We start from the raw sequence: 12918 nt of genomic DNA, 5'->3' as shown, positions 1-12918 counted from the left end.
GCGACTGCCGGCAGGGCGGGTGGCACGTCGCTCCCCGGGAGCCCTGCGCGCGCCGGCATCGGCGTTCTCTGCGGCATGCACCGCCTGCCGCGATCCGCCTGTCGGCACGCGAGGTGAGGATCTACTGTGAACCTTGCGAGAACCTTGTGACGGCTGTCCTGGCCCAACACCGACTCAAGAAGCGAGACATCCGGCTCCGGGCAGCTCGGCACACAGACGTCCGCGTCCCTCGGTCTGTCAGGCGACCGTCCCGCCCGCGTTGCGGATCAGCTGCTGGAGCACCTTCACCGTGGTGACGTAGTCCGCGTCGTCGATCCCCTCGTGGAGGGCGGCGCGGATCGCGGGGGCGTTGCGCGCGAGGTCGACGCGGGCCTGTTCCCCCTCCTCGGTGAGCCGCAGCCGGCCGTCGGCGCCCCAGCTCAGCCAGCCGCGTTCCACGAGCACCTCGGCCTCCGCCGCCAGATCGTCCTCGGGCCGGATATAGGAGGCCATGGCCGCTCGCAGCTCGGGCAGGGTCATCCCCTCGCCGTCGGGCGAAATGTCGTTGACCGAAAGGTTGCGCAGCAGCCAGAACTGGGGCTGGGTGTAGCCCTTTTCAGCCTGCCGGGCCCGGGTGTACGCGATGAGCGCCTCGTAGGCGACACCGGTCCAGTGTGCGGCGGGCTGTCCGGCGAGTTCCGCGTCGGAGACCTGCTGAGCCGTCATGGGAATTCCCCCTCTGGTGTTTCGGGTGCGGAGCCTGCACGCCGTGCGGATCACGTGAAGACCGTAGGACCTCAAGTGCGGTTGAGGACAAGCGGGTGATCTTCCGGACGTCGTCGGCGCGAAAACCCGGAATGAGAAGGGGGACCACGGTCCAGGGCACCGGCCTGGCGGAGGGCATGCCCCGGCAGCCCACGGGGCTCCCTGCCGTGGTCGGGAGCCCCGTGGGAAGGGACGCAGGTCAGCTTGCCCTGGACGCCGGTCAGCTCATGCCATGGACGCAGGTCAGCTCATGCCATGGAGGCGCCAGATCTGGTTCCTCTTGTTGTTCAGTGCGCTCGCCGGATCGCAGGTCCACTGGTGGACCTTCGCGCCGGGTGCGGTCGAGATCTGGCTGACGTCGACGCACTTGCCGCTGTGGACGGCGACCAGTTGGTAGTCCTTGCTGTTGCCGAGCGCGGTGACGGGGTTGAGGGTGAACATCTGGTTCGTGCCACCGTTGCAGGTGTACTGGACCACGGTGGCACCGTCGGCCACGGAGGCGCCCGAGACGTCCAGGCACTTGCCGCTGTGCTGGTTGACCACGGTGTAGGTGTTCGCGCGGCCGGCGACGGGCTTGAAGTCGAGCATCTGCTGGTAGCCGCCCTCGCAGTGGTACTGCTGGTACTGCGTGCCGCTGGCCGTGGACAGGTTGGTGTCGTCCAGGCACTGGCCGCTGTGCTGAGCTACCGCGACGGTGGAGACGGTGGTGTTGGACGGCGGCAGCAGTGTGACCGTGTAGCCGTCGGCGGCGTCCGTCCACGGCACGTTCACCGAGGCCGAGTTGTTGCCGACCGTCAGAAGCTGGTCGGAGACGGTGACAGGTCCGCTCACCGCTCCGCCGCCGTTGTTGGGTATGCGCTGGACGACCGCGCGGACCCGGCCGTTCTCCACCACCGAGGTGGTGTCAAGGCGGTTGAGGTTGACGGTGACCGTGCCGGTGTTTCCGTTGCTGCCCAGCAGGATCTTGGCGTTGCGGGCGCTGTTGTCCTTGGTCGCCAGGCCGTCGGTGTTCGTACCGGGCGTGAAGTTCACGATGTTGCCGGTCTGCGAGCCGTAGTAGCGGTACAGGAACCACTCCCCCAGCGGCACGTACTGGCTGCCGGTCTTCGTCAGCAACTTCGCCTGGAAGTCGTGCAGGTTGGCACCCGAGGCCCAGTTGGCGCGCAGACCGTCCGCGCCCGCCCGCTCCAGGCGCGAGATGTACCAGCCGCCACGGCCGGGGTTCTGCTCGTTGGTGCCCGCGTATTCGTTGACCTGGAAGGAGCGGTTCGTCGTCATCGACCGCGCCGACAGCTTGGAGCGCAGGGAGTTGCTGTCGGCGACCGGGTCACCGGGGAGGTCGTGCCAGCTGTAGACGTCCGGCTCGACGTTGTTCGCCTTCACGTAGTCGAGGTACGTGTTCCACCAGGTGTTGGAGCTCGTGGGTCTGCCGCAGGTGCTCGCGCCGACGATGACGGCCCCGGGGATGGCGGCCCGGATCTTCTGGTGGGCGCGCTTCCACATCTCCAGGTACTGGGGCTGGCCGGAGCCCCAGAACTGGCCGCAGTCGGGCTCGTTCCAGATGTCCCACTGGATGTCGGTCATGCCCGCGGCCCGAACGTCGGCGAGCAGGCGGTCGTAGAAGGCGTCGAAGCGGGACCAGTCGCCGTTGTCACCGGGGAAGGTGGGGGTCGTGGTGCCGTCGGCGCCCCACAGGTCGTGCGGCAGGATGACGAAGGTTCCGCCCAGCGCCTTGGTGCGCTGGTACTGGGCGCGGGTGGAGTTCCACCGCCGGTCGTACTTGCCGGCGACCCATCCGCCCGGGTTGTCCAGCTGGGCGCCGCCGGCCCGCATGAACTTCCACTTGATGTCCTTGTAGAAGTGGTCCTGGGGCAGCGAGCCGTTCTCGGTCATCCCGTAGATGGTGCCCGAGGCCCGGTAGGTGGGGGCTCCGCCGGCCGTGGCGAAGTCGACGGCCACGGTGGTGTCCGCGGCCTGGGCGGAGGTGCCGGGGAGGACGACGACGGCCGCGACCGACGCGAACAGCGCGGTGAGCGCGGTGGTCGTGCGCGGGCGGCGGCCTCCTGGGGAGCCGGGTCTGCCGTCGCGTCTGGGCGGGACGAGAATGCGGGACATGTGCATGTGATCTCCCGAGAGGGTGTGTGGTACCCGGTCCCCCGGTGGGCCCGGGTGGCCTTCGGCAGCCGCCGTTCTGGCGGGTTCGGTGTGCCGGTTCATGGGGTCGCCGAGGAGAGGAGAGCGGTCGGCGGTCCGGGTGGGGCGGTTCAGGTGGCACGTGGGCGGTGGCCCGCACCCGGCCGGGGGCACGGCGAAGGCAGGTCAGGCCTGGGGCGAGACCCGCCGGAAAGACCTGTCCTGGCGGAAGAGGCTGGTGGCCTCATAACGGTCCGCCCGGAGCTTGTGGGTTGCGGTGAGTACCGGATCCAGCGGCCGGGGAAGTCGCGTGCGGCGAACGGGGTGACCAGGGACCTCCCCGCGCGACGGCGGCCCGGTGCGGGCGGGGCGCATCGATTCCTCCTGAGGCCGGGAGGGCGGATGACGGAGGTCAGGTGGCCGGGACCGGCCGCCACTGCCGGCAGGCAGTGTTCTCCAGCCGGTCGGGGACGTGCATGGCGACTCCCGAGGTGGGTGGCAGCCGGAGAGGGGTGGTGGTCGAGGGTCGGCTCATCCGCCGGTGCGGGCGGCGGATTCGGGCGCGGTGTGCCGGAGTTCGTGGGCCTCGGCCAGGAGAAGGTAGGCGGCCGCGGTCCAGGTGTAGGCGCGGTCGCGCAGGCCCGTGCCGGTGAGTGCGTCGAAGTTCTCGGCGAAGCCGTGGGTTTCGCACAGGGTCCGGAAGCGGTCGCTGATCTCGTCCGCCAGACGGTGGTGACCGCTGCGGCGCAAGCCGTCCTCGATGAGGACGGTGGCGGGGGCCCAGATCGGGCCGCGCCAGTAGCCGTCGGGGAGGTAGTGGGGTGAGGCGGGGAGTTCGGTGGCCAGTCCGTGCGGGGTCAGGTGGGCCTCGATACCGGCCGCCAGTACGGTGGAGACGTTCTCGGGCAGGTGCTCGCCCAGCACCATCGGCATGAGGTCCAGCAGACTGGACGTGCTCCAGGTCTGCGCACTGTCGACGCCCCGCGCCACGAATCGCTCTCCCGTCCACAGTTCGTCGAGCATCGCCGCCTGGGTGGTCTCCGCGGTGCGGGTCCAGCGGCCGGCCTCGTCGGGACGGTCCAGTTCGGTGGCCAGGGCGGCGAGTTCACGGAGTTGCAGGACGAGGAACGCGGCCAGGTCGGCGGTGACGACCACGCGCTCGGGGTCGAAGGTCGTGGCGTTGTCCCAGCCGCTGTCGTTGCCGTGTTGGTAGTGGGGCAGGGCGGAGCCCGGTGCGCGGCGCGAGGTGAGCCAGAACTCCGTCCAGCGTCCCAACCGGCGGTAGGTCTCGGTGAGTTCGGTCCGGCCAAGGGGGTCGGGGAGTCTGCGGCGCAGGCGGCCAAGGGTCCAGCCGTGGATGGGTGGTTTGACGAAGTTGTAGAGGACCTCCGAGTGGGTCACCGAGTCGGGCAGGGCCCCGCTCTCGTCCTGGTGGTCGAAGGGCAGCGAGAACTGGTCCCAGGCCAGCGCGGGTGCTCCGGGCGCCAGGGCGAGGGCGTTGAAGCAGTGGTCCCAGCTCCAGACCTTGTCCATCCAGTGCTTGGACATCAGCACGGCGGGCCGGGTGACGAGCGCGGCCGGGCGGACCGTCGCCGACCACAGGACGTAGGCGGCGAGTTCGGCGGCCGGGGTGCCGGGCGAGCGCCAGGGGGCCACCGCGTCGGCGAAGGAGGTGAAGGCCTGCTCCGCGGCCGCCACGACCTGGTCGAACGTCTGCGAGGAGGTGAAGGGGCGGCGTGCGCTGTCCAGTTCCTCGACGGCCGCTTCCCAGACTCCGCCGTTGTCCGCGGTGATGGTGACGCCTCGGTCGCCGCTGCCCAGGGCCTGGCTGCCGGCCACCTCGGTGACGGAGCCGGACCGCACCGTGATCCGGTATCGGCGCCCCGTCTCGTACGACGTGAACACGTGCGAGCCGTCCACCGGGTCGCGGTGGAAGTACGTGCCCGTGAAGGGGGTCAGGGCCTCTGCGGCCGCGGTCACGCGCAGCCCCAACCCCTTTCCCCGGAGGCGGACGGTGTCCGGTGACTCGTAGGCACAGGCGATGCTCCCTGCCTGGTGAACCCAACTGAGCAGGCTCGGCGTCGACTCGACGCGAGTCTCGGCCCGGTCGCCGTTCTTCGTGTCGAGGGGCATGAGACGCAGGACGGCGTGCATGCCGTTCTGGTGGGAGACCAGGTGCAGGTCCTCGGCGTACGTCTTCTCCGCCACCACGGGCGAGAGGTCGAACCAGGCGCCGTGCGTGCTGAAGGGAATGTCGTGGACGGAGAAGGCCGGGCCGGAGCGGGCGGCGGTCATGAGGCGTTACTCGTTTCTTCGGCGGTGGGCGCGGCTGTCTGCCGGGAGGTGGACTGGCCGGACGGGGACTGACCGGAAGAGGTCAGTCCTTGACGGCTCCGGCGGTCACGCCGGCGGCGACGTAGCGCTGGGCGAGGACGAGGATGACCGCAGCGGGCAGCGAGGCCACGACGGCGGTGGCCATGATGGCGTTCCACTCCTGGTTGTTGTTGCCGATGTAGTGGTAGATGCCGAGGGTGATCGGTTCGTGGGTGCCGCCGTTGGCGAGGGTGCTGGCGAACACGAAGTCGGACCAGGACCACAGGAACGTGAACAGGGAGACCGTGACGACGGCGTTGCGGCTCATCGGCAGCACAACGGACCAAAAGGTGCGCAGGGCTGTTGCTCCGTCCATCTGCGCGGCCTGGATCAGCTCGCTGGGGATGCCGGTCATGAAGGCGGTGAAGATCAGGACCGCGAAGGGGACGGCCAGTGTGGAGTCCGCGACGATCAGACCGGGTACCGACTGCAGCAGGCCGAGGCTGAGATAGATGGCGTAGAAGCCCATCGCCATGATGATGCCGGGGATCATCTGGGCCACCAGGAGGAGGAAGCTGAGCACTCCGCCGCCGCGTGGCCGTAGCTTCGCCAGCGCGTAGCCGGCGGGCGCGGCCAGCGCCACGGTCAGCACGACCGTGCCGAGGCCGATGACCAGGCTCGTGGCGAGGTAGGGCAGCTGCTGGTCGAGGACGGCGCGGTAGCCGTCCAGAGTGCCGCGGACGGGGAAGAGGTCGGGCGGGGACTTGCGCATGTCCTGGTCGCGGGTGAAGGACACGTTGAGCATCCAGTAGACCGGGAAGAGCATGATCGCCGTGAGCAGCAGGCCCGTGGCGGTCTTCCACCACGTACGGTTGCGTCGGTTCATAGCGGTCCCGGTCACGACAGTGCCTGCTTTCGCTGGACCCTCAGGTACACCAGGCCGAAGACCAGCGCCGCGACGACGAGCAGGTTCCCGACGGCCGCGCCGGGGCCGAAGGCGGGGAGCAGGTTGCCGAAGCCGAGCCGGTAGGACCAGGTGGCGAAGGTGGTGGACGAATCGGCCGGGCCGCCCTTGGTCATGATCCAGATGATGTCGAAGACCTTGAGTGTGTAGACCAGGCCCAGCAGCAGAGTGATGGCGGACACTGGGCGCAGCAGCGGGAAGGTGATGCTCCAGAAGCGCCGCCAGGCACCCGCACCGTCGAGGGCGGCCGCCTCGTAGAGGCTGCTGGGGATCGACTGCAGACCGCTGTGCAGCACGACCAGGTTGAACGGGACACCGATCCAGATGTTGGCGATGATCACCGAGGTCAGTGACCAGGACGGCGAAGTCAGCCAGTGCACCGGATCGATGCCGACGGTGCTCAACAGGGCGTTGACGATGCCCGAGTCGCTGTTGAGCATCCACGACCAGGAGGAGGCCGACACGATCAGCGGCAGCAGCCACGGCACCAGGAACAGGGCCCGCAGGGTGGCGGAGAGCCGGAAGTGCTGGTTGAAGAAGACCGCGAGGGCCAGGCCGATGGCGTACTGGAAGAACAGGCACACGGCGGTGAACACCACGGTGTGGGTGAGGGCCGGGCCGAAGGTCGGGTCGTCGAGGACGGTTCGGTAGTTCGCGAGGCCGGTGAACGGCGCGTCGCCCTGGACGAACGAGCGCACGGTGTAGTTGCGCAGGCTCAGATCGAGGTTGCGGTAGAGGGGGTAGGCGTAGAAGAGGCCGAGGTAGAGGGTCACCGGCGCGAGGAATGCCCAGGCGGCCCACTGCTGGGAGCTGGGCCGACGGCTCCGGGAAGCGGTGGCGGCCGGGGGCGGGGCGGCGGTGGCCGCCCCGTTCCGGTCGCGCACCGGCCGGCGGTCCGGCGGGTGTGTCGTGCGGTTCATCATTGAGCCCCGAATGCGGTTGCTCGACGGTTTACTTGACGGCGTCCTGCGCTGCGACCAGCGCGTCCTTCGGCGACTGCGACCCGCTGAGGGCGGACTGGACGGCCTTCCACATCTGCTCGGAGATCTTGGGGTACTTGGTGCCGAGGTCGTCGCTCGTGCGTCCCTTGGCGGCCTTGACCGCCTCGACCCAGGGCTTCAGCTTGGCGTCGGCCGCCACCTGCTTGTCCTGCACCTCGCTGGTGGGGGCCACGTAGGACAGGGTGGTGTCGGTGGCGTTGAGGTTCTCGGTGCTGGTCAGGCAGGAGACCAGCTTCTGAGTGGTGGTGTAGCGGCCGGTGTCGCCCTGGACGGGGATGGTGACGAACTCGCCGCCGGTCGGGGCCGCCGCGTTGCCGCCGTCGGACGCGGGGATGGGCAGGACGCCATAGTCGAAGCCGGCCTTCTCGGCGTTCGCGAGCTGCCAGGTGCCGTTCTCGGCGAAGGCGTAGTCGCCGCTCGCGAACTCCTGCCAGCTGGTGGTCTGGGTGTTGTTGATCACCGAGTTCGGGGCGTACCCCTTCTTCATCCAGTCGCTCCACAGGGACAGCGCCGACACGCCCTGGGCGGAGTCGAGTTCGGTGAGCTTCGCGCCGGAGCCCCAGAACCACGGCAGGAACTGGAAGCTGCCCTCCTCGGTGCCGATCGCGGAGAAGGTGATGCCCTTCTTGCCCGCCTTCTTGACCTTGGCCAGCGCCGCGGTCAGTGACTTCCAGTCCGTGATCGAGGCGATGTCCACGCCTGCGGTCTTGAGGACGTCCTTGTTGTAGTAGAGGGCCAGGGTGTTGGCGCCGATGGGCGTGCCGTAGGTCTTGCCGCCCGACTGGCCGGCCGCGAGCAGGTTGGGGTCCACCTTGGAGGTGTCGACCTTGTTCTCGTCGGTCGTGGTGAGGACCCCCGCCTCGGCGAGCGTCGAGACCACCGGGTTGTCGAGGATGAGGACGTCCGGGGAGTTGTCCTGCTGAGCCGCCAGCAGCGCCTTGTTCGTCAGATCGCTGGTGTCGAAGGCCGTCCGCTTGATCTTGACTCCGGCCTCGCTGCCGCAGCCTTCCAGCAGCTTCACCCAGTCCGAGTCCTTGGCGAACTGCGGGTACGGGTCCCAGATGGTGTAGGTGCCGCTGTCGGCCGCCTTGGCGGACGTGTTGCCGTCACCGGATGAGCATGCGGTGGTGGCGGCCGTGAGGGCGGCTACGGTCATGGCAGCGGCGCTGAGACGGCGTCTGCTGGATCTGTTCATGGGTGTTCCTCTGATCTCCGAGGTTGACATACGCATGCCAGAGAGGGCCGGGGGGCACGGCGGGACGCCGGCCCCTCCGGCGGTTTGCGGAGCGCGCGTCCGGGGCCGTCCCCCGGACAGGGGTTTGGGGTGCGGGGGACGGAGCCCACTGGTCGGGTCGAAGGGGCGGAGACCCCGGGCGAGGACGGGTAGGGGCAGCGGGAGCGACTCACGCAACCGCCGGGCGGTTGTGGTCCCGACAGGCGGCAGCCGGTCAGGCGTTCAGGCGGAGCCGGGACTTGCGGGCCCAACGGCGTAGGCGGGCCCGGTGCTTCCACGCAGCGAGATCGGCGGGGCGAGCAGTTGCTGGCGAGGCGGCGCGTCGGGGTGGTCGAGTCGCTCGACGAGCAGTTCGACGGCCAGACGCCCCATCTGCGCGGCCGGCACGTCTGCCGCTGTGAGCTGCGGAGTCACTGTCTCGGCCCACCGGGCGGCGACCACTCCCGTCACGGAGAAGTCGCGCGGCACATGGCGGCCCGCGTGGGCCAGGCCCCGGTAGAGGCCGCCCAGCGCTGCCTCGTTCAGGGTGACGAGGGCCGTGGTGTCGGGGTCGTCATGCAGGATCCGCTCCACACAGGCCTGCCCCGAGGGGGCGTCGTCCCCGCAGTCGTACGTACGGGCGGTGAGCCCGCGCTCCGCAGCGGCCTTGGTGAAGCCGTCGAGTCCTCGGTGTGCGGACTCGTACCCGGCGCGCAGGAGCCGCTCCGGCCGGTTGACGAAGGCGATCCTGCGGTGGCCCAGGTCCGCGAGGTAGTGGACACAGGCCGCCGCCAGCGCGGTGTGGTCCAGGCCGACCCACCAGTCGCCCTCCGGCTGCGCGGTGCGGCCGATGCAGACGGCGGGAAAGTTCTCGGCGATGAGGTGGTCGACCCGGTCGTCCTGCAGTCTGATCTCCATCAGGATCGCGCCGTCGACGCGCCGCTCGCCCAGCAGTCGCTGGAAGGAGCGGTCGCTGTCCACCCCGCTCGGGGACAGCAGCACGTCGTAGTCGTAGGCGGCAGCGGCCTCCACCACGCTGCCGATGAAATCGAGCTGCATTCCGGTGTAGTGATCCCCGGCCGGCGGGAAGACCAGGCCGATGGTGCTGGTCCGGCCGTTGGCCAGGGCGCGTGCGCTGGCGTTGGGGCGGTAGCCCAGGTCGTCGATGACCCGCTGGATCTTCTCGCGGGTCTCGTCCGACACCGGACGTTTACCGCTCAGTGCGTACGACACGGTGCTCCGCGAGACACCGGCCCGCTTGGCAATCTCACCGATGTTCACGGGGCTCCTTCATAGAAGATCGAACCGGTTCGCGACTCTCGAGAGAGAGGGATCGTACCGCCGGGGCGCAGAAGAGTGGGCGAATGCGGCGCTTCCGGTCGTCGAACCGGTTCGCGTGATGGGAAGGTAAGAGCTGCCCGTGCGGGTGTCAATGCCTTGCGCGCGCTTTCGGAAACGCACCGGAAACAGCAACGCGGACCGCGAAACATCACCCCGCCCCACCGTTGTCGCCCTCACCAGGCACATCGGCCTGTCGTCCGCCGCGGCACAGCCGCTGCCACTCCGTGTCAGGCGAGACAATCGCGTCGGGAGTATTGCTGGCCCGGTTCGCCGGTGCTAACTTCCGGCGAACCGGTTCGACGGATGCGTGTGACGCCAGTTCGCGATCCAGATTCCCTCCCCGTGACGGCGAGCCAGGCGACCTCGCACAAGTCGAACCGGTTCGACATGGCTGGCGGTCACGGCAGCCCGTAACCGCCGTCTCTACCCTTCTTTGCGCCCTCACGGACACCACGGAGACATCAGTGCGACGCAGGAGAACATCTGGAACAGGCGCCGCGGCGATGACGGTCATCGCCACCATGCTCGCCAGCTCCGGCACGGCCGGAGCGGCCGAGCCGGAACGGCTCGTCGTGGACCTCTCCACTGACACGGGTCCCTTCCACGGCGGCGCCTCGGGCTCGCTGTACGGCGTCTACGGCGACGGGGTGCCCAGCCGCAACCTCCTGGAGGGCATGCATGTCCGTACGGTGTCGACGAAGGCGCAGGACGGGCCGCAGCATCCGGGGGCGGACGCCCTGGAGGTCCTGCCGCCGTTCGTGGACTCGGGCGGCAAGGACGTCTACATCTACATGACCGACATCTACCGCGGGTTCCCCTACCAGTGGCCGGGTGCCGACGGTCCCGCGCGGCTCGATGACTTCAAGGAGAAGATCAAGAAGCAGGTCAAGCAGGTCCTGACCATGGGTGAGTACAAGGACCATGTCGTGTACGTGCCCTTCAACGAACCCGAAGGGAACATGTTCGGCACCGGCGACTGGAGCTACAACAAGGTCTCGTGGCTGAACGACCCGCAGCACTTCTTCGCGGCGTGGAAAGAGGTCTACCAGCTCATCAGGAGCCTCGACCCTCGGGCGCGGATCGCGGGCCCCAACACCAGCGTGCTCTACGACCAGGTCAAGGGCTTCCTGCAGTACGCCAAGGCCAACGGCGTGGTGCCCGACGTGGTGACCTGGCACGAACTGTCGTCGCCCGCCGCGGTCCGGACGAGCGTCGCCAGGTACCGGCAGTGGGAGAAGGAGGTCGGCATCAACCCGCTGCCGATCAACGTCAACGAGTACGGCCACAACTACCATCTGTCCGTGCCCGGCCAGGTGATCCAGTGGGTCTCCGCGATCGAGGAGTCGAAGATCGACGCCGACCTGGCGTACTGGAACATAGACGGCAACCTCAACGACTCCGCCGTCGAAGCCAACAAGGGCAACGGCCAGTGGTGGCTGTTCAACGCCTACGGCCAGATGTCCGGCCACACGGTGCAGGTGACCGCCCCGCACCCCAACCAGCAGTACACCCTCCAGGGGGTGGCAACCCTCGACGAGGACAAGAAGCAGTCCCGGGTGATCTTCGGTGGCAAGAGCGGTGACGCGGACGTCGTCTTCAAGAACATCGACCCCGAGCTCTTCGGCACGACCGTGCACGCCACCGTGCAGGAGATCCCCTGGAGTGGACAGGTCGGCGACTCCGCCCAGCCGCTCAGACTGGCCGACCTCGAGCTCGAGGTCGACGCGGACGGCACGGTCACCCTCCCCATGACCGGCATGAACGAGATGTCGGCGTACCAGGTCATCCTCTCCCCAGGCGGGAACGGCGGAGTCCCGGCCGAACCCTCTGTGAGCTGGCGCAAGACGTACGAGGCGGAGAGCGCCACCTATACCGGCAAGGGCTACTCCAAGAACGGCCCCGAGGGATCGCCCTCAGATGTCGGGAAGTTCGCGACGTCGGGCACCTACAACGTGGGCGGCCTGCGCACCGGCTCCGACGGAGTGCTCGCCTTCGACGTGGAGGTCCCGCAGGACGGCACGTACGACCTGAGTGTCTTCGCCAACTCCTACAACCTGTACGACCTGGTGAAGGAGCAGGGCCCCACCAACGTCTTCCTGCGCGTCGACGGCAAGGACCCGCAGGAACTGCGACTGCCGCTCGGCTACAAGTGGGTGGTCTGGGGCCACACCGACACCACGGTGAAACTGACCGCCGGCAAGCACCGCATCACGCTCTCCGCCAAGGACCCCGACCTGGGCGTCACCAAGGGCGACGCCATCATCGACAAGATCGACCTGTCACTGCGGAACGAGCGTGTGACCGCGCCTGCGGTCTACGAGGCCGAGTACGCCACTCTCACCGGAGCGCGGCCCAGTTACGACCACCCGGGTGCCTCGGGCCCCGGCGCCGTACCGCTGGCCAAGGGGGACTCCGCGACCTTCTGGGTCTACTCCCCCGCCGACGGCGAATCGACCGTCTCCGTCGACCACTTGGGCGGCGGCCGGGCAAGCATCTCCTTCAACGGCGAGAAGCTCGACATGCCCAAGGTCGGAGGCAGCAGCAAGGGCACCGACAGCGTCCGGGTCTTCCTGTCCGGCGGCATCAACAAGATCACCGTCACCGGCACCTCGGGCGCGCCGGCGCTCGACCGGCTGCGGGTCGCCCCGTCCAGCGGCGCGCTGACGACCAACGTGTACCAGGCGGAAGACGGCATATTGACGGGTGCTGCCACGGTGACCGACACCTACACCTTCGCCTCCGGCGGCAAGGCGGTCACCGGCATCGGCGACGGCAAGGCCAACGCCCTCACCGTCGACGTCGTCGCCCAGCGGTCCGGTCGGCACGCGCTGACCATCCGCTACTCCAACGCCGAGCAGGCCCCGGCCACCCACTACAACCCCGACCCGATCGCCCGTCACGCCGACCTTTCGGTCAACGGAGGACCGGCCCGTCGCGTGCTCTTCCCGACGACCTTCCACTTCAACGACTTCCGGGACCTGACCGTCCCGGTCACCCTGAAGAAGGGCACGAACCGGCTCACGTTCACCGCGGAGGAACTGCCCGACTTCGACGGCGACACCTACAACCAGTACGACCAGCGATCCCCGTACGCACCGGTCATCGATCGGATCGCCGTCACACCACTCAGCCAGAAGTAGCCCGCGGACGTTCAGGGCGCGCCGGTGGATCTCCGGCGCGCCGGCACCGCTCGGCGGACCGGCCGATCA

The 12918-nt window shown here is 68.8% G+C and carries 8 protein-coding genes; 1 reads left to right on the top strand and 7 read right to left on the bottom strand.

Annotation, left to right across the window (positions count from 1 at the left end; translation table 11 throughout):
• Positions 1-237 precede the first annotated feature (237 nt).
• From EF387_RS12025 to EF387_RS11995, 7 genes are all read right to left on the bottom strand, one after another.
• Entirely contained in the window at positions 238-705 is a 468-nt protein-coding gene (locus EF387_RS12025; RefSeq protein ID WP_128376492.1) for a MarR family winged helix-turn-helix transcriptional regulator, read from the bottom strand.
• A gap of 282 nt (positions 706-987) precedes the next feature.
• Entirely contained in the window at positions 988-2859 is a 1872-nt protein-coding gene (locus EF387_RS12020) for an RICIN domain-containing protein (protein WP_128376491.1), read from the bottom strand.
• Positions 2860-3408: 549 nt separating this feature from the next.
• A complete protein-coding gene (locus EF387_RS12015; protein WP_128376490.1) occupies positions 3409-5172 on the bottom strand; it encodes an amylo-alpha-1,6-glucosidase in 1764 nt (587 codons plus the stop codon).
• A gap of 82 nt (positions 5173-5254) precedes the next feature.
• Complete coding sequence (locus tag EF387_RS12010) at positions 5255-6076, bottom strand: carbohydrate ABC transporter permease (RefSeq protein ID WP_128376489.1); 822 nt, start codon at positions 6074-6076, stop codon at positions 5255-5257.
• An 11-nt stretch (positions 6077-6087) separates the two neighbouring features.
• Complete coding sequence (locus EF387_RS12005) at positions 6088-7074, bottom strand: carbohydrate ABC transporter permease (protein WP_128376612.1); 987 nt, start codon at positions 7072-7074, stop codon at positions 6088-6090.
• A 31-nt stretch (positions 7075-7105) separates the two neighbouring features.
• The gene (locus tag EF387_RS12000) at positions 7106-8350 is read right to left on the bottom strand and encodes a sugar ABC transporter substrate-binding protein (protein WP_128376488.1); all 1245 of its coding nucleotides are present in this window, start codon (positions 8348-8350) and stop codon (positions 7106-7108) included.
• A 261-nt stretch (positions 8351-8611) separates the two neighbouring features.
• The gene (locus tag EF387_RS11995) at positions 8612-9649 is read right to left on the bottom strand and encodes a LacI family DNA-binding transcriptional regulator (RefSeq protein WP_128376487.1); all 1038 of its coding nucleotides are present in this window, start codon (positions 9647-9649) and stop codon (positions 8612-8614) included.
• Between the two features lie 563 nt (positions 9650-10212).
• Between EF387_RS11995 and EF387_RS11990 the strand changes: the two genes are divergently transcribed.
• The gene (locus EF387_RS11990; protein ID WP_128376486.1) at positions 10213-12849 is read left to right on the top strand and encodes a carbohydrate-binding protein; all 2637 of its coding nucleotides are present in this window, start codon (positions 10213-10215) and stop codon (positions 12847-12849) included.
• Positions 12850-12918 lie beyond the last annotated feature (69 nt).

Origin of the sequence: Streptomyces cavernae (assembly GCF_004023625.1) — a bacterium.
Lineage (GTDB): Bacteria > Actinomycetota > Actinomycetes > Streptomycetales > Streptomycetaceae > Streptomyces > Streptomyces cavernae.
Note: the sequence above shows the minus strand (reverse complement) of the source record. Positions and strands in the feature narration are given on the sequence as shown.